The following is a 24,785-nucleotide window of genomic DNA, read 5'->3' on the forward strand; positions in this document are numbered from 1 at the left end:
CGTCCACGTATTAAATAAAAATTTCAAAACAAAATTTGAATTTGCTTTCTCAAGTTTGTAGTGTGGTTTTACGCCGCAGCTCATCCGACCTGCCGCACTTAAGCCATACCCTGAATCAAGTAGAGGTATCCCCATGGTTATCTGGTTATTGGTGGGTTTCGCGGCTGCGATTGCCCTGGCGTATCGACAAGCTGCCGCGACCTTGTGGTTGGGCGCTGGCGTAATCTGGCTGGCGCTGGGTTACGTGTTTAACGTGGTGGTGGGTGTTGGTGCTGGCGTCGCGGCATTGCTGGTGATCGCGCCCGCGTTGCTGATGACAATCAAACCCTGCGCCGCGCCTTGTTAACCAGCAAGGCCCTGGGCCTGTTTCGTACGATCATGCCGGCAATGTCCGACACTGAGCGTGCGGCTATCGAGTCCGGCACCGTGTGGTGGGACGCCGAGTTATTCAGCGGCAAACCCGACTGGCAGCGCTTGCTGCACGCCGCGCCGGCTAAGCTCAGCGCCGAGGAGCAAGCCTTCCTCGACAACGAAGTGGAAACCCTGTGCGACATCGCCAACGATTGGGAAACCACGCAGATTTGGCAGGACATGTCTCCTGAGTGCTGGCAGTACACCAAGGACGCGGGCTTCCTGGGCATGATCATTCCCAAGCAATACGGGGGCAAAGGCTTCTCTCACTATGCGCACTCGCGATGGTGGTGATGAAGCTGTCGACCCGCTGCTCGGCGGCGGCGATTTCGGTGATGGTCCCCAACTCCCTGGGCCCGGCCGAGCTGCTGTTGCACTGACAGCGGCATCCGACGCCCAGCGCAGTTACTACCTGCCGCGCCTGGCCCGTGGCGAAGACATCCCCTGCTTTGCCCTGGACCAGCCCATATGCCGGTTCGACGCCGGGGCGATTCCCGATTTGGGCATCGTGTGTAAAGGCACCCACGAGGGTGAGCAAGTACTGGGTTTCCGTGTGACCTGGGACAAGCGCTACATCACCCTCGGCCCCATTGCTACCGTGCTTGGCCTGGCATTTCGCGCCGAAGACCCGGACGGTTTGCTCGGCGCGCCGGGCTCCCTCGGTATTACCTGCGCCCTGATCCCGACCTCCACCCCGGCGTGAACAGCGGCCGTCGCCACTGGCCACTCAACGCGGTGTTCCAGAACGGCCCGACCACCGGCAAGGACGTGTTTATCCCGCTGGAATGGGTGATCGGCGGCCGCGAACAGGTCGGCAATGGCTGGCGATGCTGATGGGAGTGCCTGGCCGCCGGTCGCGCGATTTCCTTGCCGTCGGCCAACGTCGGCCTGGGCAAGGTCGCCGTGCGCGGTACCACGGCCTATGCGGCGATGCGTAAACAGTTCGGCCTGCCCATCGGCAAGTTCGAAGGCGTACAAGCGCCACTGGCGCGCATGGCCGGGCATCTGTATGCCTGCGATGCGGTGCGCAAGGTCTCGGTGGCATCCCTGGATGCCGGTGAAAAACCGTCGGTGATTTCGGCCATCGCCAAGTACCACGTCACCGAGCGCGCGCGGATCATCGTCAATCGACGGCATGGACATCGTGGCCGGCAAAGGCATCTGCATGGGGCCCAACAACTTCCTGGCCCGGGCCTACCAGCAAAGCCCCATCGCTATCACGGTGGAAGGCGCGAATATCATGACGCGCTGCCTGATCATCTTTGGCCAGGGCCTGATTCGCCGCCATCCGTATGTGTTCCGCGAGATGGAAGCGGCGCGCAACCTCGACCGGCGCAAGGCGCTGGAGGATTTCGACAGCGCGATGTTCGGCCATGTGAGCTTCGTACTGGCCAACACCGTGCGCGCGGCGGTACATGCGCTGACCGGCGGGCGGCTGATTTCCGCCCCGGCCAAGACCGACCCGGCGCTGGCGTCCTACTACCGCCAGGCCAATCGGCTGTCGGTGGTGCTGGCGTTGATCTCGGATATTTCCATGGGCGTGCTGGGCGGTGCGCTCAAGCGCAAGGAAAGTATCACCGGGCGCCTGGGCGACATGCTGTCGCAGCTGTACATCCTGTCCTGCGTGCTCAAGCGATTTGAGGATGATGGCCGACCCCAGGCCGACCTGCCGCTGGTGCATTGGTCGGCGCAGGATGCCTTGCCTGCGCGCCCACGAAGCCCCTCGCCGAAGTGCTCGAGAACTACCCCTCCAACATTGCCGCCGGCGTGGTGCGCGGCCTGACATTCCCGTTCGGCATCCCGTTGCGCAAACCCTCGGATCGGTTGCTGGCGCAGGTGGCCGATGTGGTGCAGACACCGGGCGAAACCCGCGACCGGTTGTTGGCCGATTCCTACATCCCACGCCCGGAAATCGACAAATTGGCTTACGGCGAGCTGGGCTTGCGTTTGTTGCCGCAAGTCGAGCTGATCGACGCCCGGCTCAAGCCCGCCATCAAGCAGGGCCTGATCGAACCGTTGCCGATCTCCACCACGGCGTTTACCGCCTGGCGCGTCAAGGCGCGGGCGCTGGACCTGATCAGTGATGACGAGGAAGCGTTACTGGCGCGCTACGTGGAATACGCCGACCACGCGATCCAGGTGGACGACTTGCGCGCAGGACTTCGGGTTGCTGGAAGCCTTGCAGCAACGCAAACAAGCGCTCGGAACCGGCGGCCAAGCGGCGTACCAGCCAGGGCGCGAAACGCCTCGGTAAATTAGATCGGTAACGCGGCCAGTGTGGTAGGGGGCTTGCTCCCGATGGCGGTGCTTCAGCCAACTGATGGGTAGCTGACCCACCGCCATCGGGAGCAAGCCCCTCCCACATTTGACTGGGTTTACAAGGCAGGATTTGTGTTTATGAGTGACAACTACCTTTCATTCGTCAATTCCCCCTGGGGCCATCGCCTCGGCCCAGGCTATCGGCTTGCCGCAACCCTTGCCGTTGCAGCGCTATCGCTGCGGCCAGCCAGCCTTGGCCAACCCGGTGATCATCGCCGGGGCAGGGCGCCTGGTTGATCAGGTGCAGCGTGTCTTCAGCGCCACCGACACAGTGGCCGCCACCCCGGCGACGCTGCAGGCGCCGTCCACGGTCAAGGTGCAGGGCGCCGTGTTTGATGCCACGGGCATCCGCGACGTGCAACAGCTGGACGAGCCTCTATGGGTTCTTTCACGCCAACGCCAAACGCCTCGGCCAGCACGCCCGCGTGGGTGGTACTCGGCACCGCGCCGAACACTGCCAGGACCTGGCCCAGGCCATCGCCCAACGCGCCCTTGAAGGCCTGGTGCGCTCGCTGGCCAAGGAACTGCGCCGGGCGATCACCGTGCAGTTGCTTTATGGTAGCGCCAGGTAGCGAAGACGCGTTGCAGAGCAGCCTGCGTTTCTTCCTGTCGCGCCGCTCGGCCTACGTGTCGGGGCAAGTGGTGCGCGTGGATAAAACCGTGGACGACCACTACGCCGTCAACCGGGACGCCCCCTTCGCGGGTCGGCGTGCGTTGGTCACCGGTGCGTCCCGTGGCATCGGCCTGGCCATCGCCCAGGTATTGGCGCGCGACGGTGCCCATGTGGTGTGTGTGGATGTGCCCCAGGCCCAGGACGCCCTGCAACAGGCTGCCGCCAGCGTCGGCGGTTCGGCGCTGCCGCTGGATATCACCGCAGCGGATGCCGCTGAACGGTTGCTGGCCCATGTCAGCCAATACGGTGCGTTCGATGTGGTGGTGCACAACGCTGGCATCACCCGCGACAAGACCATCGCCAAAATGCCCGAAGCGGCCTGGCGCAGTGTGCTGGCGGTCAACCTGGAGGCGCCATTGCAACTGAGCCATGCACTGCTGCAAAACCAGGGCGTGAACCCCGGCGGGCGCATCGTGGCGTGTCGTCGATTTGCGCTATTGCCGGCAACCTCGGGCAAAGCAATTACGCCACCTCCAAGGCCGGTGTGATCGGCCTGGTGCAGGGCCTGGCGCCGCGCGCAGCGGTGCAACAGGTCACGGTCAACGCCGTGGCGCCGGGGTTTATCGAGACCCAGATGACCGCGAAGATCCCGCTGATGATCCGCGAAGCGGGGCGGCGCATGAACTCGATGAGCCAGGGCGGCCAGCCGATCGATGTGGCCGAAACCATCGCCTGGCTCGCGCACCCGGCCTCGGGCGGGGTCAATGGCCAGGTGGTGCGGGTGTGCGGCCAAAGCCTGTTGGGAGCCTGACCTCATGGACTACGTAACGCAGATTATTGACCCGCCACCCTCACGCACGCGCCTGCTGCTGGACGGCGCGCGCGCGCTGCGCAAGCCCAAGCCCGACGGCATGCCGGCGCTGCCCAAGGAGCGCCTGGTGCGTCCGGCGGTGGAGCTGCACGCGGCCGACATCGCCGCCTATGGGCGTGCCTGCGGTTTCCGGCCCGAGCAGGGCGTGCCGCTGTCGTATCCGCATGTGCTGGCGTTCGCGCTGCACCTGATGTTGCTCACGCGCCCGAGCTTTCCGTACCCGGCCAGCGGCATGGTGCACCTGGCCAACCGTATTCGTCAGCACCAGCGCTTGCAGGCGGGCCAGGTGCTGCGCCTGGAGGTGTACTGCGCACGCTGGGTCGCCCATCCCAAGGGCCAGGCGTTAAGCATTGCCACCCGGGCCTATGGCGCGGGCGCCCTGGTGTGGGAGAGCGACAGCCTGTACCTGCGCCGCGACGTCAAAGACCCCATCGGCGAGCCCTGGGACGATGGGTTGGCGTTGCAGGAAGACGGCCTGCTACGCACCCAGCGTTGGGTGTTGCCGGCCGATCTGGGCCGGCGTTTTGCCCACGTCTGCGGGGATTTCAACCCGATTCACACTTCAGTGATCGGCGCGAAGATCTTTGGCTTTCGCCGTGCCATCGCCCACGGCATGTGGACCCTGGGCCGCGCCCTTGCCGCCCAGCAACCGCCGGGTGGGCTGGACCAGGCCGAGGCCCATTGCGACTTCAAGCTGCCGATCTTCCTGCCCGGCCAGGTCGCCCTGTGGAACCACCCCTCGTGCGGCCCGCGCCGTGAGTTCGAGGTGCGTAATTTTGCCGGCGACAAACCCCATATGCGTGGGCTGTTCATTTGGAAAGAGAGCGTTAAATGAGTGACTACAGCTTCAATCCGGCCGCGACCCGCCGCGTGGCGATTATCGGCGGCAACCGCATCCCCTTTGCGCGCTCCAATACCGTCTATGCCCACGACAGCAACCAGGATCTGCTGGTGGCCGCGCTGCAAGGCCTGGTGGATCGCTACAACCTGCACGGCCAGCGCCTGGGTGAGTTTGCCGCCGGCGCGGTGATCAAGCATTCACGGGACTTCAACCTGGCACGCGAATCGCTGCTGTCGACCACGCTGTCGCCTGATACCCCGGCCTACGATGTGCAACAGGCCTGTGGCACCGGCCTTGAAGCGGCGTTGCTGGTGGCGAATAAAATCGCCCTGGGCCAGATCGACGTGGGCATCGCCGGGGGCGCCGACACCACCTCGGATGCGCCCATCGGCATCAACGAATCCCTGCGCCACACCTTGCTCGCGGCCAATCGCGCCAAGGGCATGGGCGACAAATTGAAGGCGTTGCTCAAGGTGTGTCCGTCGATGTTGTTCAAGCCACTGTTACCGCGCAACGGTGAGCCGCGCACCGGCTTGTCCATGGGCGAGCACTGCGAAGCCATGGCCCAGCGCTGGCAGATCAAGCGCCTGGCTCAGGATGAACTGACCCTCACCAGCCATCAGCGCCTGGACGCCGCCTACAAACGCGGGTTTTTCGACGACTTGATCAGCCCCCATCGTGGCCTGGCTCGCGACAACAACCTGCGCGCCGATGCCAGCCTGGAAAAACTCGCCGGGTTGGCACCCGCCTACGACCGGCAGAACGGCACCCTGACGGCGGGCAATTCCACGCCGCTCACCGACGGCGCCTCGGTGGTGCTGCTGGCCAGTGAGGAATGGGCGGCCGCCAATGGTTGGCCGGTGCTGGCCTACCTGCGTACCGGCGAGACGGCGGCGGTGAATTTCGTCGATGGCAGCGAAGGCCTGCTGATGGCCCCGGCCTACGCCGTGCCGCGCATGCTCAAGCGCGAGGGCCTGAGCTTTGCCGACTTTGATTTCTTCGAGATACATGAGGCCTTCGCCGCCCAGGTGCTGTGTACCCTCAAGGCCTGGGAAGACGCTGACTACTGCCGCGAGCGCCTGGGCCTGGATGCACCGCTGGGCAGCATTGACCGCGCCAAAATGAACGTCAACGGTGGCTCGCTCGGCTGCGGCCATCCGTTCGCCGCCACCGGTGGCCGGCAATTGGCGGCGCTGGCCAAGATCATCCATGAAAACGGTGGGGGGCGCGGGTTGATCTCGATCTGCGCGGCGGGCGGGCTGGGCATTACCGCCATCGTCGAAAAATAGCGCCAACCCAAAAACAACAACAAGGAGACTGCCATGAACGCTATCAGCCTGGAACACACCGAACGGGTGTGGTTGAACGCTTACCTGCCCGGCGTCCCGGCAGACATCGATGCGGCTATCGAGGATTACCCCTCGTTGCGCGAAGTGTTCCTGGAACACCTGGAGAAATTCCGCGAGCGCGTGGCCTACGTCAGTATCGGCACCGAAATGACCTACGCCGATTGGCAGGTCCATGGCATCGCGTTCGCTGCCTGGCTGCAGGGCCAGGGCGTCAAGCCGGGTGACCGCGTGGCGTTGATGATGCCCAACTGCCTGCAATACCCGATCTGCCTGTTGGGCACGATCCTGGCCGGCGCGGTGGTGGTTAACGTCAACCCGCTGTACACCGCCCATGAGCTCAAGCACCTGCTCAAGGACAGCGGCGCCGAAACCGTCGTGATCTTCGAAAACTTCGCCCATACCCTGGGAAAAGTCATCGTCGGCAGCAGCGTCAAGCGCGTGGTGGTGGCGGCCATCGGCGATTTGCTCGGCGCCTTCAAGGGCGCGGCGATGAACTTCATCCTGCGCCGGGTGCAAAAGCAGGTGCCGGCGTTCAATCTGCCGGGTTCAGTGCGCTTCAACCACACCTTGAAGCAGGGGCGGGCGCTCAATCACCTGCCGGTGAGCCTGGCTCTTGATGACCTGGCCTTCCTGCAGTACACCGGCGGCACCACGGGCGACGCCAAGGGCGTGATGCTCAGCCACCGCAATATCATCGCCAACCTGCTGCAAGCCAAGGCCTGGGTCGGCGATCAACTGGACCAGGGCAAGCAGGAAACCAACGTCACTTTGCTGCCGCTGTACCACATCTTTTCGCTGACAGTGAATTGCCTGATGTTCATGTGCCTGGGCGGGCGCAACATCCTGATCGCCAACCCCCGGGACGTGAAACGGGTGCAGATGATCCTGCGCAAGGAGCGCTTCAACGGCATTGCCGGGGTCAATACCTTGTTCAACGGTTTGCTTGAGAACAAAGCGTTCTGTGCGCGGGATTTTTCCGACCTGCGCATGGTGATCGCCGGCGGCATGGCCACCCACACAGCGGTGGCCAAGCGCTGGAAGGAGGTCACCGGGCTGCCGATCATCGAAGGCTATGGCCTCACTCGAGTGCTCGCCGGTGGTGAGCATCAGCCCTATCGATATCTCACGCATGCGCGAGATGGACTTCACCGGCAGCATCGGCGTGCCGCTGCCGTCGACCTGGGTGCGGTTTATGCGTGAAGACGGCGAGCTGGCCGACATTGGCGAGCAGGGCGAACTGCAAGTGCGCGGCCCGCAGGTGATGCAAGGCTACTGGCAACGCCCGGAGGCCACCGCCGAAGTGTTGGATGCCGAGGGGTGGTTGTCGACCGGCGACATTGGCGTGATGGACGCGCGTGGGTACATCCGCCTGGTGGACCGCAAGAAAGACATGATCCTGGTCTCGGGCTTCAACGTGTACCCCAATGAAATCGAAGACGTGGTGGCGTTGCACCCCGGTGTAGGCGAAGTGGCGGCGATTGGGGTAGAGGATGGCGTGACGGGGGAGAAGGTGAAGATCATCGTGGTGCGCAAAGACCCGAACCTGACCCAGGAGCAGATCCTCGCCCACTGCCGGGAATACCTCACCGGCTACAAGGTGCCCAAGTATGTGGAGTTTCGCACCACAGAATTGCCCAAGACCACCGTGGGCAAAGTACTGCGCCGAGCCTTGCGCTGATGTAACCGCATGCAGGTGATCCAAATGTGGGAGGGGGCTTGCTCCCGATGGCAGTGGGTCAGCAACAGATTCATCAACTGACACTCCCCCATCGGGAGCAAGCCCCCCTCTCACAGGGGGGTTGCGCTGTGTTTCAGACCGAGTTCACCTTGACCCAGCGTTCTTCCTGGGCCGCCACGCGAATGGCCGTCGCCAGCCGCTCCACTTCCCATGCCGCCTCAAAGTCAGTGCCATCCGCGCCTTGGCCCGCCAGCGCCATGATCAGTTCCTGCACCTCCAGTGTCTTGAGTTCGTTGTAGCCCAACTGATGCCCCGCCGCTGGGCTGAACGCGGCGTAACCGGGCAGGGCGGGGCCGGCCAGCACGCGCTGGAAACCGTCCTGGCCGAGACGGTACAGGCGCAGTTCATTCAAGCATTCCTGATCGAAGGCCAACGTGCCTTTGGTCCCGCTGATCTCAAAACTCAGGTGGTTTTTGTAGCCGTGCTTGAGCCAACTGCTGCTCACGGTGCCGCGCGCGCCGTTGGCGAAACGCAGCAGCGCATGCACTTGGTCGTCCACGGCAATGGCCTTGAGGTCGTGGCTGCCTTTTGTGGCCGGGCGCTGGGCGTGCACGGTGTGGGTATCGGCGCACACGCTGACCACGTCGCCCACCAGATAACGCGCCATCGACAGCAAGTGGCTGCCCAGGTCCGCCAACGCACCGCCGGCGTGCGCCACTTCACAGCGCCATGACCAGGGTGAGGCCGGGTCGGCCATAAAGTCTTCGCTGAACTCGCCCTGGAAGCTGATGATGTCGCCCAGCTCGCCATCGGCAATCAGCTGCCGCGCCAACGTGATCATGGGGTTGTGCTGGTAGTTGTAACCCACCCGTGTCACCACGCCGGCGGCGGTCGCGGCGCGGCGCATGGCGTCGGCCTGTTCGAGGCTCACGGCCAGGGGTTTTTCGCAATACACCGCTTTGCCGGCAGCTATCGCGGCCATGGCCATGGGGTAGTGCAGGTGATTGGGCGTGGTGATGGCCACCACATCGACCTTGGGGTCGTCGATCAGCGCTTGCCAGTCGCCATGGGCCCGGGCAAAGCCCCAGGCGGTGGCGCAGCGTTGGGCGCGTTCGGTGTCGGCATCGGCAAGCGCGGCCAGTTTGAGGTGTACCGGCAGTTCAAAGACCGCCCGCGCGTTGTTGAATGCCAAGGCATGGGCTCGGCCCATGAAGCCTGTGCCGATCAAGCCGATTCCGAGTTCACGCATTGCCGTGGTCCTTTGGATTATTGTTTTCAGAGCGTGCATTAATGGAATAAAAATTCCCTGAATTCAATAGATGGAATAAAAATTCATTTCCCTGCCGACAATCAGCCTGGCGAATGCAGCTATATTCACCACATGGCCAAAAGCCGCCAGTTAACAAAAGATAACGTAGCGCTGATTGTCAGACGATTCCAAAGCCCGATAGGATGGCCCCTGCTTCGTTCCGGCGCTCTAGATTGCAGGTTTCAGCGCCCGGCAAGGCAAGCAAAGACAAGACCTAACAATAATAAATGGGAGAAAGGTCTATGAGTGAGCCTGTCATGGGTTGGGTTGTTTGCCGCCCACGCGCCGCACGCAAGGTCGCGTTGCTGGTCACAGCGCTCTCGCTGTTTGGAGCCGTCGCGTTGCCGACCGCCGTCCACGCCGCCGGCGATACCCCGGCCGGCGCAGTGTTTGCGATTGAATCCCCCAAGGCCGCCAAAGGCCTGATGATCGACGTGGTGCAGGCCGGCAAGCGCCTGGTGGCGGTCGGTGATCGCGGGCATATCCTCTATTCCGATGACCAGGGCGCCACGTGGGCCCAGGCCAAAGTGCCGACCCGGCAGTTGCTCACCGCTGTGTTTTTTGTCGATGACCAACACGGCTGGGCCGTGGGCCACGATGCGCAAGTCCTCGCCAGCACTGACGGCGGCGCCACCTGGACCCAGCAATACCAGGACCTCAAGCGCGAAGCGCCGTTGCTCGATGTGTGGTTCAACGACGCCAATCACGGCCTGGCCGTAGGCGCCTACGGTGCGCTGATCGAAACCACCGACGGCGGCAAGACCTGGGCCGACGTCAGCGACCGCCTCGACAACGAAGACCAATATCACCTCAACGCCATCGCCTCCATCAAGGACGCCGGCCTGTTTATCGTCGGCGAGCAGGGCAGCATGTTCCGCTCCAGCGACGACGGCCAGACCTGGGAAAAGCTCGAAGGCCCCTACGAGGGCTCGCTGTTTGGCGTCATCGGCACCGCGCAAGCGCAGACACTGTTGGCCTATGGCCTGCGTGGCAACCTGTACCGGTCCACCGATTTCGGCGGCACCTGGGAGCAGGTCCCATTGAACGCCGCGCGCGGTGCCCTGGAGTTCGGCCTGTCGGGCGCGACCTTGCTGGACGATGGCTCCATCGTGGTGGTCGGCAACGGCGGCAGCGTGGTGGTCAGCCACGATGACGGCCAAACGTTCAGCGTGTTCAATCGCCCGGACCGTATTTCACTGTCGGCGGTCACGGCAGCCGGCAACGGCAACTTGATTCTGGTCGGGCAGGGTGGCGTTCGTGTGGCCACGCCAGCCGGCGCTGAACCGACAAAACAATAAGAAGGCGGGCAAAGAATGAGCAGTCATCACAACGATAAAGCGACCTTTCTTGAGCGCCTGATCTTCAACAACCGCCCGGCAGTCATCGCGATCTCGCGTGCTGGTGAGCGTGTTCCTGTTCTGGCAGGCAACCCTGATTCGCCCCTCCACCAGCTTTGAAAAGATGATCCCCCTCAAGCACCCCTTCATCGAAAAGATGATGGAACACCGCAACGACCTGGCCAACCTGGGCAACACGGTGCGCATTTCGGTGGAGGCCAAGGACGGCGACATCTTTACCAAGGACTACATGGAGACCCTGCGCCAGATCAACGACGAGGTGTTCTACATCTCCGGCGTCGACCGCTCGGGCCTCAAGTCGCTGTGGAGCCCCAGCGTACGCTGGACCGAAGTGACCGAAGAAGGTTTTGCCGGCGGCGAAGTCATCCCGCAAAGCTACAACGGCTCGCCGCAAAGCCTCGACCAACTGCGCAACAACGTACTCAAGTCCGGCCAGGTCGGGCGCCTGGTGGCCAACGATTTCAAGTCGAGCATCGTCGACATTCCGCTGCTGGAGGCCTACCCGGACCCGCAGGACCAGGGCAAGTTGCTGGCCCTGGACTACCGCAAGTTCTCCCATGAGCTCGAAGACAAGATCCGCGACAAGTTCGAAGCGCAGAACCCCAACGTCAAGATCCACATCGTCGGCTTCGCCAAGAAGGTCGGCGACCTGATCGACGGCCTGGTGATGGTGGTGTTGTTCTTCGGCATCGCGTTTGTCATCACCCTGGTGCTGTTGCTGTGGTTTACCAACTGCCTGCGCAGCACCGTCGCGGTGTTGAGCACAACGCTGGTGGCGGTGGTCTGGCAACTCGGGCTGATGCATTTCTTCGGCTTCGGGCTCGACCCGTACTCGATGCTGGTGCCGTTTTTGATCTTCGCCATTGGTATTTCCCACGGCGTGCAGAAGATCAACGGCATCGCCCTGCAATCGAGCGAGGCAGACAACGCACTCACCGCCGCACGGCGCACCTTCCGGCAACTGTTCCTGCCGGGGATGATCGCGATCCTGGCGGATGCGGTGGGCTTCATTACCCTGCTGATCATCGACATCGGCGTGATCCGCGAACTGGCCATCGGCGCGTCCATCGGCGTGGCGGTGATCGTGTTTACCAACCTGATCCTGCTGCCGGTGGCGATTTCCTATGCCGGCATCAGCCACCGCGCCATTGCCAGGAGCAAAAAGGACGCGCACCGTGACCATCCGTTCTGGCGCCTGCTGTCCAGGTTCGCCAGCGCCAAAGTGGCACCGGTTTCGATCCTGCTGGCGCTGGTCGCCTTTGGCGGCGGCCTCTGGTACAGCCAGAACCTGAAGATCGGCGACCTCGACCAAGGCGCACCGGAACTGCGCCCGGACTCGCGTTACAACAAAGACAACAACTTCATCATCAGCAACTACTCCACCAGCTCCGACGTGCTGGTGGTGATGGTCAAGACCAAGGCCGAAGGCTGCTCGCGCTATGAAGCCATGGCGCCCATCGACCAGTTGATGTGGAAGATGCAGAACACCGAGGGCGTGCAGTCGGCGATCTCGCTGGTGACGGTGTCCAAGCAGATGATCAAGGGCATGAACGAAGGCAACCTGAAATGGGAAACCCTGTCGCGCAACCCGGATGTGTTGAACAACTCCATCGCGCGTGCCGATGGCCTGTACAACAACAATTGCTCGCTGGCGCCGGTGCTGGTGTTCCTCAACGACCACAAGGCCGAAACCCTCGACCGCGCGGTGCATGCGGTGCAGGCGTTCGCCAGGGAGAACAACAAGGACGGCCTGGAATTCATCCTCGCCGCCGGTAATGCCGGCATCGAAGCGGCCACCAATGAAGTGATCAAAGAGTCGGAGCTGACCATTCTGATTCTGGTGTATCTGTGCGTGGCGACCATGTGCATGATCACCTTCCGCTCCTGGGCCGCGACCCTGTGCATCGTGCTGCCGTTGGTGCTGACCTCGGTGCTGGGCAACGCGCTGATGGCGTTCATGGGCATCGGCGTCAAGGTCGCGACCTTGCCGGTGGTGGCGTTGGGCGTGGGCATCGGCGTGGACTACGGCATCTACATCTACAGCCGCCTGGAAAGCTTTTTGCGTGCGGGCCTGCCGTTGCAGGAAGCCTATTACCAGACGCTCAAGTCCACCGGTAAAGCCGTGCTGTTCACCGGCCTGTGCCTGGCCATCGGCGTGTGCACCTGGATCTTCTCGGCGATCAAGTTCCAGGCCGACATGGGCCTGATGCTGACCTTCATGCTGTTGTGGAACATGTTCGGCGCGCTGTGGCTGCTGCCGGCACTGGCGCGGTTCCTGATCAAACCCGAGAAACTCGCGGGCCAGAAGGGCAATTCGTTGTTTGCCCACTGACGCGGCCGCGACGCCGTTGAAATGCAACGCCCGACCTTGACCGTCGGGCGTTTTGTTTGGCGCCGCGATCAGCGCGGGCCGCTGCGTGGCGCAATCGCCAGGAACAACTGGTCCACGGGGGGCGTGATCAGCACGTAAAGAATCTGGCGCACCGGCTCGGTGCCCGGCAACGCCGCCTGTACGTGAGCTTTGAGCAGATCCTTCTGCGTGTATTTGCGCTGCTCGGCCAGTTTCAGATGCGCCCGCGTGTAGTCCGCCGGCGCCGCGTCGGCGGTGGCGTAGTGGAAATGCGCATACCACAGCACCGTCGGCGGTTTGGGGGTTTTGTCATACACCGCGTACTCGGTGAAAAAATCTCCACTGAGGGTGGGCCGTTGCGGGTCGGCCGGGCTTGTCAGGTTGATGTCGATCTCACCCTGGCGCCATAAATAATCCAGGCTCTCCTGCGTCGGCCATTGCCGTTTGTAGGCCGCGCTGCATACCCGTTGCGCCATGCGCTGCATGTCCCTGGCATTGGCCTTGAAGTCATCGATCAGGTCGTTGGCCGTGGGTTTGTCCAGATGCTCGCGCGCCACTTCATCGGCGAGCGCCGTGAGTTGGGCGGCCTGGCTATTGAGCAGGGCATCCCAGTCGCCGGGGTTGACGGTTTGCCGGGTACTCGGTGATTCGAGGGCTTGTTGTTGGGCCGCAATGACGCGTTCGATCGCGGCGCGCCCGTTGATCAACGCCTGTCCGAGGGTTTTGAGCGTGGCCAACTCGCGGGCCGGTGCAACCGGCGGCGCGGCGGTAGGTTGCGGTTCGCGCACGTCGGTCCAGCCGTCCGGGCGCTGTTCGAACGTGGTGACGGTGGTGCCGGAGAGCGCATCGCTGATGGTGTAGCGTTCGACTTTGACCTGAGCATCGGCCGGCTGGAATTCGCCGATGAGGTATTGCTTGCCGGCGGTTTTGAACACGCGCTTGGTGGCTGCCTTGGGCCGCAGGGTTTTGGACAGCGGCAGTTGCACCTCCAGCTGTTCCTGTTTGCGCACCACCGCGTCCAGCTCGTTTTGCGCCAAGGTGCGTGCGTAGTGAAGACCTTCAAGCAACCGCGCGCTGGCGGGTTTGAGGCGGTTGGGGTTGATGAGTTTAAGCGCCTGGATCGCACTTTCGTATTCGCGGTAGTTGTCGAGGACGGTCTCGTACACGCCGCGCTGGTCTTCCAGTGGGTAGTCCGCGCTGCTGCGCACTTCGATGTGTGAAAACAGCGCCTGGATCAAGGCACCGGGCTTCAGGCGCTCGACATAAAAGGCCTCCTGCGCCGGCAGCATTCTGCCGATCTCAACGCTGGCCTTGATGAGGGGGATCAACGCCCGCAGCTTCAAGCTGTCAGGGAAAAACTCCTGAGGGTTGGTGATTTGTGCGAGCAGTTGCTGACGCATGGCGCGACCCGCGGCTGAGTCCTGCTCCAGTTGATCCAGGGTGGTTTCTATCTTGCGCGTGGACTCGGCCATACGCTCGATGGCGTCCGCCAGGCTGATCGATTGAGCCACGTATTGCTCAAACGCGGTGTTATCGCCCCACAGGTTGTCGATCACCATGCGTTCGCTCAGGGCCAGCATGGATTCGCCGCGATCGGTCATTTGCAGGTTGCGCGCCCACTCGACCTGATAGAAGTGCAGGGCCATCTGTTGTTCGCCGATGGTCTTCAGCACTTTGGCCCGGTCTTGCACGTTGCCGGCGGCGCCTGCGACTTTTTCCAGGGATTGGCCGACCTGAACCAGTTCCAGGCGTGAGGGCAGTGATTGGTCGAATTGGGTTTGCAGGGCGTCGAGCAGAATGTCGTAGTGGCCCCGGCGCTTGGCGTAGTCCTGCATCTCGCGCAGGTGTCGCGCCTGCAAGGCCGGCTGCTGTGCCTCGCTGGCGTTTTGCAGCAGCGTCCACACCAGGCGCAGTGTGTCGGCTTGTTTTTTCAGGGCCTTATAGGCGCTGTTCATGCGCGCCTGGGACTCGAGGTAGGTGTGCATCCTGGGCGTTATTTCAAGGCTCAACGCTTGCATGCGATCCACCAGTTCCTGGGTCTTGCGCCGGTTTGCCTCGCGTAGGGCGGCGATGCGTTTCGGCCCGCCGCCTTCGAGTTTGAGGCCGCGATCCAAGGTCCAGTGGCCGCGCCCGTCGGTCTTGAGTTTGATCCCTGGATGCGCGGGTTTTTGCGGATGAACGATGAACACCTCGCCAAACCCCGGAACCACGTTGACCTGAAAGAGCAGGCCGCCCACCGAGGCATGCCAATGCCCGTCAATTTTGTACAGGCCCTTGAGCGCGCCAAGGCTGACGGGCTCCGGCACAGGTGTGGGCCAGGCGACCTTGACTTCAAGCAGCTTTTCCAACAAGCGCGCCGCTGCTGCATCGCTGGCCAGCGAACGGTCAAAATCGAGCAGCGTATGACCGCCGCCCGGTGGTTCGGCGGGCAGGCCGAAGGCCCCACGTTTGACCGTCGGCAGGGCTGGGGAGGCTTCGCCTGGCGTGCGTCTCAACGGCAGCCGGGCAAGGGCCCGTTGGTGAGCGTGCTCATCGATGATCGGGCGCGGCGATGCAGAGGTGGAGGTGACCTGATGGACCAGCACCATTGCGGTGTTCAGCAGCAAGTCGACCCAGGCCAGTTCCCGGGCGATCGGGTCATTGCTGGCCAAGGCCGGCAGATCCTGGGCCAGGCCCTGCGCCAGTTGCAACAGCCAGCCCGCTGCCGCCAAGGGCCCGCGTACCAACATAAACAAGGTGTTGAAGCCCAACTGCGCGCCTTCCAGGATCAGCTTCCAGCGGCTTTCGGCATTGGAGGTCGACTCGCGGTCAGCCTGCTCCAGCAATTGGCGCGCCTCGCTGGTAAACAGGTATTCCATCAATTGGCCATTGGTCAGCGACTGCAGGATTTCGTCGTTGCTTTCATCGAAGGGGTCGGCCAGTTTTGCCGGTTTCGGCACGGCGGGCAGCGGGTCGAATTCCGCGCCGATGCCGCCGATGCGCACGTAATGCGGTTGCGTGAAGCCGCCGTTGCTGTACATGGCGCGTGCGCTGTCGGCCAGCCAGGCCAGCACACTGTCCTGCAACTCGCCCGGTTGCACGATGGCCGCCAGCAACTGCTCGCGGCTGCTGAACTCCATCAACGCTTGGGCATAGGCCGGGCGATACAGCAGGTGCGGCCCGGACAGCCCGTTACGGGGTTCGATGATGAACATGTGTTGCACCACGTCCGCCGTGGCGCCGGGTTTACGCGCAAAGGCCAGCGGGCGCATGACGATCTCGTTGTCATCGACATATCGCTCGGCGTGGCTGGCGCCGACCACGGCGGCGGCATACTCGAAGCCTTTGGGGGTCAAACCCGCTTCGCGCTTTGTCGCGTGTTCCAGCGCCTGGCTTTTCAGTTGAAGCGGGCGCTGGGCGATGAACAGGCGTTTACGCTGCTGTGCCGCGTCGGTGTCGCCCAGCAGTTCGCGGCGAATATAGTTGGGGTAATTGCGGCCGACGTCGACCCGTTGCACCAGTTGCGCCACCACGTCCGGCGTCAACCACGCTTCAATCGCCTGGCCGTCGGTACTGCGCACGGTCATGCGGCCTTGGGGCTTGCCCGACAGGTTGTTCAAGGCCAGGTCCACCAGGCTCATGCGCACGGGCTCGATGTAGCCGCTGCCGAGGCTACCTACCGGCACGGCGAAGCTCAGTTGCAGGTTGTCGGCCTGGTAAATCGAGACGCCGGATTCGCAGGTGCGCTGGCCCGTCAGCCAGGCATTGCGCGCCAGGCACAGCTGGTTGTTCAGATGTTGCGTGGCATAGCTGCGGATACTGTGCAGGCCGTCCAGCCAGGTTTTACCCGCATGCACGCGCCGGGCGCTGGCTTGTTCAAGCAGGCATTGGCGGTAGGCAAAGCGCGCGCCGGCCGATGCGTGCTGCAACCAGCCGGGCAGGGCGGTACGCAGGGTTGCCAGGGACTGGGGCGGCGTGTCGGCTGGAGGGTCAAGTTGTGCGGCGGGGTCGGTGAGGCTATGGAACACCTGCTCAAGCTCGTTAAGGGGCGTGACGACGCTCAAGTCGATGGCCGCGAGGTTGTCCAGGTGTTCGTTGAGGATCAGCGCGGCCTGCACTTCAAAAATATTGCCGTCGGGCTCGTACAGGTGCCAGGTCAGGCTGTCGGCGACGTACTGCTGCGCCATGCGCCGGCCCCAGGCTTCGCCGAAGGCGTCCAGGCTGGCGAAGCTGTCGATCCGGCCTTGCAGGCTGCACAGCCACACCTGCTCGCCGTCGACCAGCACAATATCGCTCGATTGCAGCGTCACGCGGGTGTCGCCATGCGCCAGCCGGGTCTCCACGCTGTAGGCATGCAGCGAAGCCAGCGGGCCGGTGTGCCGGTTACGGGTTTCCCGCGCGGGGTAGTCGGCCAGGTGTATAAGGCGTTGCAGTGCGTGGGCATCGCTGCCTGTTTGGCGGATCGCCGAGGTGCGCAGCCGCCCCTGCAGCACAGCGGCCAACCACTGCCAGCGGCTGCCGTCTGCGTCGCTGGGTTGGTTCCAGTAGGCGGTCAGGGCGTCTTGAAAACCCACCGCCAGGATCAGCGGCAGTTCGCGGATGAGCGCGCTGATCACCGTCAGGTCGTAGCTGCGTGGCCCGTTGGACTCGAAGGTGAGGCGGGTGCCGGTGGCGTCACTCAGGTAGGCATCGAGGCCGCTGTGTGACGCCAGGTCAGGCAGGCGTTGCGTGGCGAGGTAGTCCAGCGCGGCGCTGAGCAGCGGTGTCAGGCCACGCCCGCCGCCGTCACGGGGCAGCGCCAGGCGCAGCGACGTGACGGGCAACGTCAACGGTGGGTATTTCTCCTTGAGGTTGTCGGCCAGCAGGCGCTCGACCACCGAGCGTAAGCTGGGGCGCGTGGCAAATTGGGCTTCAACGGCGGATTTCACAGGGTTGTCAGTCACAGGTATTCCTTTACGAGAGAGAAGGGATGCCTGTGTACGTTAAGGCCCGCTGGACCACCCAGGTGTTAGCCTGCTACCGCTGTTCGCCTTCAGTGGGCCAACGGTAAAAACCAGCGTTCGGCCAGTGGTTTACCGAGCATGCCGCGATGAATGTCTACCACCGCCTGTGAGCTTTGCGCTTTCTCCAGCAAGGCGTAATAACTCCTGACGGCGTTGCTCTTTGGTTTTAAGGTGCGCCACGCTGTAATCGGCTTTGGGCGTTTGCGCGCTGCTGTAGTGAAAGTGTGCGTACCACAGCGGGTAGCCCTCGCGGTCATTGATCGCATATTCCTGGATGAAGTCTTTACGCGCACCGGTCATCGCGATGCGCTCGCCGAGCGCCGCGACCTGCACCAGGTTTTGATCGACCAGAAACTGCAGGTTGCCATTGGTGGGGGGCAGTTCCAGGCTCAACGCGATACGCAGCTCATGCCCCTTGCGCAGGAGTCGCGCGACACCTTCGCGCATCTGCTCAACCAGGCCCTGGTCCGCCGCCAGCCTGGACGCGCTGGGCTGCGCCTGGATCGCGGTGCCCAGTTCGGTCGCGAGTTTGTCCAGGCGCGAGGCTTCGTTGCTGAGCAGTTCCTGGATTTCCTGTGGGTGACGGCAGAGTTTTTTATAGCGCTCGGCACCGCTCAGGTGGCCGTCCAATTGGCTGAACAGCTTGCGCGCTTTACCCCGCAGCTCGTTGATCGGTCGGGACGGCAGCGGGTCCGGCTTGCGTACCACGCGCACTTCGTCCCAGATCTCGGCTTCACGGCGTGAGTAGGTGGCGATGAGCTGGTTATCGTCCTCCGAGCGCACCTCGACCAGGTCGACCGACTGGCTGGTGGCGGCGGGTGTGAGGTCACCGATCACCACACCGCCGCTGCGCGTCCTGATGAGTTTTTTGGAAGCCCGCCCGGTTCTGACTTTGGGGCGTTTGGGTGGGCGCCGACGGGGTTTGGGGTCGGGTTTGACTTCACTGGCCAATTGTTGGCTGGCGTCCTCGTAGAGTTTTTCGACCAGCGTGAACATCTTATTGAAGTGCTCGGTTTCCAGCTCTTCGCCGTTGACTTCGCGCAACCCCTGTAGGCCGTCCAGTGCCTGCCCGTAATGCTCGACCAGGCTCTCCAGGGCTTCGCGCAGTTCAACCGGGCTCAGTTCGGTGAGCTTGAGTTCGGAGTGGGAGCGAACCTGCACATTCAACGGCTCGATGATTGCGTTCAGACCTTCCATCAGGTCCAGTTCCACCTCCTTGATGCTCAGCACGCGCAGGCTCAGCAGTTGCAGCTTGGTCACCCCCAGCGCGCTGATTTCATCTTCCGGCCGGTCCGCTGTCAGGCGTTCGTAGGTTTTAACGCCGTCCTCGCCGAGGTTATACAGGGCCGCCAGTTGCCGGTCCTTGAGTTCAAGGTTGCGGATGCTGCGCTCATTGATCCCGATCAGCTCATTGATGAATGCCAGGTAGCGGGCGTATTGATTGCGGATGATTTGCCGCAGTTGCAGCCCGCCCGTGGTGAAGCTGCGGTTATCGGCGTAAAGCTGCGCTCGGTCTTTTTCCGCGATCACCACGGCTTTGCGCGCGTTGTTGATGGTGTTTTCCATCAGCACCAGCAGGGTATCCGCGGGCAAGGGAATGCCGTGTTGCACCCGTTCGTCCTGGGTATCGAGCAGCTGTTGGAACACGCGGGTCTGATTTTCCAGGGCGGTCTCGAACTTGCGCCGTTGGCTGGCGCGTTGCAACGCGGTGAAGCGTGGGTCCTGCTCGGATTTTTCCATGACGCTTTGGGACACATCCAGCGCCTGCTGCAGCGCGACCTGTTGGGCCACGAAGTCGTTGTACTGGTCGGTCAGTTGCAGTTTCCGCTTGGCCTTGCGCTCGCGCTCCGCTGCCACGCGCTTGAGCGGCATGCCGCCGCGCAGGCGCAGGTTGAGGTCCACCGACCAGCGGCCCTGAGCATCCGCGCGTACATAGGGCCCTTGGCGAGTGGTGTCGAACGGGTCGACGATCACCACGCTGTCGTCGTCCAGCAATCTGAGCCGGTACAGGTTCTGCTCAATCAACACGTGCCATTCTTTGTGGATCACGTACAGCCCTTTACGCGGACCATAAACAACCGGCTGCGGCAACGCCGCCGGGCGCGGCACCTTGAGGCGCAACAGGCGCGCCTGCTGCAATGCCGAGAGTCGCCGGTGTGCGCCGGCGAAACCCATATCCAAGGCTGTGCGCCGCTCGCCTGGGAACTGGCCGGCCATGACCACCACCCCTTCGGTGATCGCGGCTGCCTTGGGTTGCGGCCACTGCTCCGGCAAGCGGCGCGGTGCGGGCAGACGCAGTGCGCCCTCCGTGACCTCGGTTGGCAATGGCGCGGCGGCTGTCGCCGTTGGGGCCAGCTCACCCAGTACGATTGCCATGTTCAGCACCACGTCGGCGGCGGCCAATTCCCGCGTGACCGGATCCGCGCTGTTGAGCGCGGGCACGTCCCGCTCGAAGCTGGCGGTCAGCGTCATCAACCAGGCGGTGAATAACGCCGGCCCGCGCAGCAGCGGTAGCAACAGCGTATTGAACACCACGCCGCCGGCTTCCATCAGCGCGGACCAGCGGCTGCTGCGGGTGGACACCGATTCATGGCTGGCCTGGCCGACCAGCGCCCTGGCGTTGCTGCCGTACAGGTACTGCATCAATTGCCCGTTGAGCAGGTATTGCAGCAGTTCGTGGCTGGCGCCGTCATTGGCCAGTTGCGCCGGCGCCGGGGTTTCAAGCGGGGCGAACTCGTCGCCCTGGCCGAAACGTACGTAATGCGGCTCCTGGAAACCGCCGTTGTCGTAGATCGGGCGGGCCTTGTCGGACAGCCAGGTCAGCACGCTGGTTTGCAACGCCCCCGGCTGCGCGATGGCAGTGAGCAACGCTTGGCGCGTGGCGAATTCGAGCAGCGGCTCGGCGTACAGCGGGCGGTAAAGCAGGTGAGGGCCTTGCGTGTTGTCCAGCGGTTCGATGATGAACATGTTCGCGACGATGTCCGGTACCGCTTCAGCTTTGCGCAGCAACGCCAGGCAGCGAATGGCCACGGCTTGATCGTCCACCTTGCGCGCATCGGCCCCGGGTTGTACCAACGCGGCGACGTAGCGGGCGCCGGTGGCGGTGATCCCGCCTTCTTGCTTGAGGTGCGTTTCCAGTGCTTGCAGGGGCAATTGATAGCGCAGTTGCTCGGCAAACAGGCGCGTACGCGCTTCCACGGGCGGGGCGTCGCCCAGCAGCTGTTGTTTCAGAGCGTCGGGGTAGCGTTGGCCGATGTCGACGCTTTCGATCAGGCCGTCGGTGCGCGTGATGAAGTCTGCCGTCAACCAGCTCGGCAGCGTCAGGCCGTCACGGTGTTTCAACGTGAGGGTCCCGTCGGGTCGCCCGGCCAGATTGGTGATGGCCAATTCAGTCAGGCTCATCTGCCTGGCCTCGGCAATGCCGGGCGCGCCGGGGTAGCCCGCGTATTTGGTGAAGGTGAGCAGCACGTTATCGGGGTCATAGCTGGCTGGGAGCGAGGGCTGCTCGTCGCCGCTCAGGGCGCGTTGCTGTTCAGCCTCAAGGGCCTTGCACAGCACACCGACGGTGTAGCGACGAATATCGCTAATGCCGCTGAGAAACGTCTGGCCTTTGTTGAGGATTTTGCTGCCGGCCAACCCCAGGCTGTATTGGCGGTAGGCCTGTTGTTGAGTGGGCGAGGCGTTTTGCAGCCAGGCCGGCAGTTGCGTGCGCCCCAGGTTCGCCAGCAGCGGGTCGGCCTGGGGGGTGTCGGCAAAGTAGCGTGCGGGGTCACTGAGTTCGCGAAACAGCGCTTGCAGGGTGGCTCGTCCCAGCGTGCAGGGCAGGCGCAGGGCTTGCAGGTTGCTCAATTGTTGGTTGAGGATCAGCGCCGCCTGTTGGTCGAACACATTGCCTTGCACCTCGTAGCGCGTCCAGGTCAGCGTATCGAAACGGTACTGATCGGCAATGTGTGCGCCCCAATATTGACCGAACGCGTCAATCGAGGCGAACGACTTGATCATGCCATCGGGCCGGCACAGCAGAACGATGATCCGGGTCTGCACGGTGCGCACCAGCAGCAGGTCTGGGCTCAGCAACGCCTCCTGTTGGTCAAGACGGGTTTCCAGGGCGTACACATAGGTCTGCGTCGGGCCGTTTTGCGCCTGGCGTTGATCGTAGTCAGCGCAGTCGATGATCTGTTGCAGCGTCTCGCGCTCCACGTCGCTCAGGCCCGGTTGTTTCAGGGTGGCGATTTGCAGGGTTTGCGCCAGCAGGTCGCTGATCTGGCGCCAGCGGCTGTGGGCCGGGTCGTCGGTGTTGTTCCAGTAGTCGGTCAGCGCGTTTTGCAGGGCGATCGGGACCGACCAGGGCAGCTCTTTGATCAGGGTGTCGATGCGCTGCATATCCAGTGCAGCGCCTGCGCGGGTTCTCAAGCGGGTCGGCGGCTGTTCTGTAAGAAACGGCGCGCGCGAGTCCACCTCGCCCATGCCCAGTGCGGCGCCCGTCGCCAGGTAGTCGAGCACGCGGGGCATGAGCAGTTGATGGGTCCAACCGGCAGTGGGGGCAGGGCTGGCCAGTCGGACCTGGTCCAGGTTCAGGTTCAGGTCGGGGTACTGCTCGGCGATGGTCTTCGCCAGTAGATTTTGTACAACGGATTCGAAACTGGGGCGGTCGGCGAACATCGCGCTGACAGTGTTGGCCACGCTGGGCGAGGGGGACGGCATGTAGTGTTCTCCGGAATGAATAATCGAGCATCGCAGCGATGCGCGATTACTTAACGCCGTTCCAGAGGGGGAGAAGGGGTATCGGGTTACCTCAAGGCTCACGGTAGCGGTGGGTGTGTGGGCGAAACTCGCCTATCATGGCGGCCTTTCTTTTTAAGATGATCGACTTGTGATGAATGCCCTTGACCTGAGCACCGCCCTGAAAGACAGCGATATGCTGATCATCGACGGACTGCACGCCTTTGATTTCACCTTCGAGGAAGCTTTGCGCATCGAAAGCATGGACGGTCGGGAACTCAAGCGTTGGACGTTCAGTCCAGAACAACTGAAGGCCGCGACCTTTGATGAGTCCTTGCAGCGCTGGCGCTTGAGCAATGACGACGGTGAGCATCACCTGGCTTGCCTGCAGGCTGTCAAAGGCGACAACAATAACGACGAGGACGAAGCCGATGATGATGCGTAAATTCTGGCCCCTGCTGATGGCGGGCAGTGTGGGTGCGATGTCGGTACAGGCCGCACCCGCCGACACCTATGAACTGTTGGTGGGCAGCTACACCGCCGGCACCAGCGAAGGCATTTACCGTGTGCAGTTCGACAGCCGTACCGGCCGGTTGCAGGGCAAGCCGGTATTGGCGGCCAAGGCGGCCAACCCTTCGTGGCTCACGGTCTCCAAGGACCAGAAGCACCTGTTTGTGGTCAACGAGAACGGCCCAGGGCAGAAAGACGCCGTCGGCCGCGTCAGCAGCTACCGCATCGACCCACAGAGCCACCAACTGACCCTGATCAATCAGGTGCAGAGCCTGGGCAACGAGCCCACCCATTCCAGCGTCGCCGCTGACGGGCGTTACCTGTTCGTCGCCAACTATTCGGTGCAGGAAGATCCGGGCGGCAGCCTGGCGATCCTGCCGGTGGACACCACCGGCAAACTGTCGCCGCCGGTGCAACTGAGCGGGCACCCGGCCAGCCGCGTGAACCCTGAACGCCAGGCGTCCAACCATGTGCATTCGGTCGTGTCGTCGCCGGACGGCAAGTACGTGTTTGTGCAGGACCTGGGGGCCGACAAGGTCTTTGTCTACCGTTACGACCCCAAGGCCAGCCACGAGCAGCCGTTGACCGCGGCCGCCCCGGCCTCGGTGCAATTGCCGCCGGGCAGTGGCCCGCGCCACCTGCTGTTCAGCGCCGATGGCAAGCATGCCTGGCTGACCACCGAGATGAGTGCCCAGGTCGCGGTGTTCGATTACCACGACGGCACATTGACCCAAACCCAGTTGGTGGACTATGCGGCCGGGCAACCGGTGTCGGACAAAGCCGGCGCCGCGCTGCACGCCTCCAGCGATGGCAAGTTCCTGTATGTAAGCAACCGTGGCACGGCCAACCATATCCTGGTGTTCAGCATTGACCCGGCCACCGCGCACCTCAAGCAAGTGCAGCAGCGCTCGGTGGAGGGCGACCACCCGCGCGAATTCAGCCTCGACCCCAGCGGCAGGTTTTTGCTGATCGCCAACCAGAAAAGCAACGAAATCGTAGTGGTCGAACGTGACCCCAACACCGGCCTGCTGGGTAAAACCGTGCAAAAAATGCCGATCGATGCGCCCAGCGACCTCAAGTTCCTGCTGCGTCAATAAGCCACAGGCCCCGCCGTGCGAGGGCCTGAGCCTTTGTATTAATTGCAGTGATAGCGGCTACTGTTTCAAAGCATTTCTAAGGCGTAACCCTCGGAGCGTAAGTTTGGTTCCAAGGCCTTCCCGGCCACTCAACCAAACGAACACAAGGGTTACCGCCATGAACTTCAATCTCTTCTCTGTTATCGCTGCTTCCGCCGTATCGGCCACTGTTGCACTGCCGGCTGCGGCCAGTGTGGAAGTCGCCGGCAAGCCATCGAGCACCAGCGCCTACACCCACAAATACCTGCAACAAAGCGCCAATTTTTACGCCGCGTTGGATCACAAGGTTCAAGCACACTGAAATCCAATGTGGGGGGCAAGCTGAGTTGGCCCCCC

The 24,785-nt window shown here is 63.0% G+C and carries 9 protein-coding genes and 4 pseudogenes; 10 read left to right on the forward strand and 3 right to left on the reverse strand.

What is annotated here, in order from left to right; translation table 11 throughout:
* The first annotated feature begins 133 nt into the window (after positions 1-133).
* The 5 genes and pseudogenes from AB4O25_RS03565 (at position 134) to AB4O25_RS03585 (ending at position 8,082) form a co-directional block, all read left to right on the forward strand.
* A pseudogene (locus AB4O25_RS03565) lies at positions 134-2,670 on the forward strand (acyl-CoA dehydrogenase).
* A 138-nt stretch (positions 2,671-2,808) separates the two neighbouring features.
* Positions 2,809-4,154: pseudogene (locus AB4O25_RS03570) on the forward strand (3-oxoacyl-ACP reductase).
* 4 nt (positions 4,155-4,158) lie between these two features.
* Entirely contained in the window at positions 4,159-5,049 is an 891-nt protein-coding gene (locus AB4O25_RS03575) for a MaoC/PaaZ C-terminal domain-containing protein (RefSeq protein WP_065878395.1), read from the forward strand.
* Positions 5,046-6,344, forward strand: coding sequence for an acetyl-CoA C-acetyltransferase (locus tag AB4O25_RS03580; RefSeq protein ID WP_460150498.1), 1,299 nt, complete (start codon positions 5,046-5,048; stop codon positions 6,342-6,344). Before AB4O25_RS03575 ends, AB4O25_RS03580 begins: the two co-directional genes overlap by 4 nt.
* 33 nt (positions 6,345-6,377) lie before the next feature.
* A pseudogene (locus AB4O25_RS03585) lies at positions 6,378-8,082 on the forward strand (AMP-binding protein).
* 133 nt (positions 8,083-8,215) lie between these two features.
* Here AB4O25_RS03585 and AB4O25_RS03590 read toward each other — a convergent pair.
* Positions 8,216-9,331, reverse strand: coding sequence for a Gfo/Idh/MocA family protein (locus AB4O25_RS03590; protein ID WP_065878400.1), 1,116 nt, complete (start codon positions 9,329-9,331; stop codon positions 8,216-8,218).
* Positions 9,332-9,648: 317 nt separating this feature from the next.
* Here AB4O25_RS03590 and AB4O25_RS03595 point away from each other — a divergent pair, with 317 nt between their 5' ends.
* Together AB4O25_RS03595 and AB4O25_RS03600 are read left to right on the forward strand one after the other, a co-directional pair.
* The gene (locus AB4O25_RS03595; protein ID WP_017527944.1) at positions 9,649-10,689 is read left to right on the forward strand and encodes a WD40/YVTN/BNR-like repeat-containing protein; all 1,041 of its coding nucleotides are present in this window, start codon (positions 9,649-9,651) and stop codon (positions 10,687-10,689) included.
* A gap of 15 nt (positions 10,690-10,704) precedes the next feature.
* A pseudogene (locus AB4O25_RS03600) lies at positions 10,705-13,081 on the forward strand (efflux RND transporter permease subunit).
* Between the two features lie 68 nt (positions 13,082-13,149).
* Here AB4O25_RS03600 and AB4O25_RS03605 read toward each other — a convergent pair.
* Both AB4O25_RS03605 and AB4O25_RS03610 read right to left on the reverse strand, forming a co-directional pair.
* The gene (locus AB4O25_RS03605) at positions 13,150-18,021 is read right to left on the reverse strand and encodes a hypothetical protein (RefSeq protein ID WP_460150500.1); all 4,872 of its coding nucleotides are present in this window, start codon (positions 18,019-18,021) and stop codon (positions 13,150-13,152) included.
* 129 nt (positions 18,022-18,150) lie between these two features.
* Positions 18,151-22,785 (reverse strand): hypothetical protein, encoded by a 4,635-nt coding sequence (locus AB4O25_RS03610; RefSeq protein WP_460150501.1) that lies wholly within the window; start codon positions 22,783-22,785, stop codon positions 18,151-18,153.
* Between the two features lie 172 nt (positions 22,786-22,957).
* On the opposite strand from AB4O25_RS03610, the gene AB4O25_RS03615 reads away from it, so the two are divergent.
* The 3 genes from AB4O25_RS03615 to AB4O25_RS03625 all read left to right on the forward strand — a co-directional run bounded on the left by AB4O25_RS03615 (position 22,958) and on the right by AB4O25_RS03625 (position 24,750).
* Positions 22,958-23,248 (forward strand): DUF5629 family protein, encoded by a 291-nt coding sequence (locus tag AB4O25_RS03615; protein ID WP_065878409.1) that lies wholly within the window; start codon positions 22,958-22,960, stop codon positions 23,246-23,248.
* The gene (locus AB4O25_RS03620) at positions 23,235-24,410 is read left to right on the forward strand and encodes a lactonase family protein (protein ID WP_065878411.1); all 1,176 of its coding nucleotides are present in this window, start codon (positions 23,235-23,237) and stop codon (positions 24,408-24,410) included. The genes AB4O25_RS03615 and AB4O25_RS03620 overlap by 14 nt, the downstream gene beginning before the upstream one ends.
* A 157-nt stretch (positions 24,411-24,567) precedes the next feature.
* The gene (locus AB4O25_RS03625) at positions 24,568-24,750 is read left to right on the forward strand and encodes a hypothetical protein (RefSeq protein ID WP_017527938.1); all 183 of its coding nucleotides are present in this window, start codon (positions 24,568-24,570) and stop codon (positions 24,748-24,750) included.
* The last annotated feature ends 35 nt before the right edge of the window (positions 24,751-24,785 follow it).

The organism is Pseudomonas sp. S3_A03 (genome assembly GCF_054668275.1).

Coding starts and splice junctions, on each gene's coding strand:
- AB4O25_RS03625 (WP_017527938.1), top strand. CDS start 24,568: ATGAACTTCAATCTCTTCTCTGTTATCGCTGCTTCCGCCGTATCGGCC.
- AB4O25_RS03615 (WP_065878409.1), top strand. CDS start 22,958: ATGAATGCCCTTGACCTGAGCACCGCCCTGAAAGACAGCGATATGCTG.
- AB4O25_RS03610 (WP_460150501.1), bottom strand. CDS start 22,785: ATGCCGTCCCCCTCGCCCAGCGTGGCCAACACTGTCAGCGCGATGTTC.
- AB4O25_RS03620 (WP_065878411.1), top strand. CDS start 23,235: ATGATGATGCGTAAATTCTGGCCCCTGCTGATGGCGGGCAGTGTGGGT.
- AB4O25_RS03580 (WP_460150498.1), top strand. CDS start 5,046: ATGAGTGACTACAGCTTCAATCCGGCCGCGACCCGCCGCGTGGCGATT.
- AB4O25_RS03575 (WP_065878395.1), top strand. CDS start 4,159: ATGGACTACGTAACGCAGATTATTGACCCGCCACCCTCACGCACGCGC.
- AB4O25_RS03590 (WP_065878400.1), bottom strand. CDS start 9,331: ATGCGTGAACTCGGAATCGGCTTGATCGGCACAGGCTTCATGGGCCGA.
- AB4O25_RS03595 (WP_017527944.1), top strand. CDS start 9,649: ATGGGTTGGGTTGTTTGCCGCCCACGCGCCGCACGCAAGGTCGCGTTG.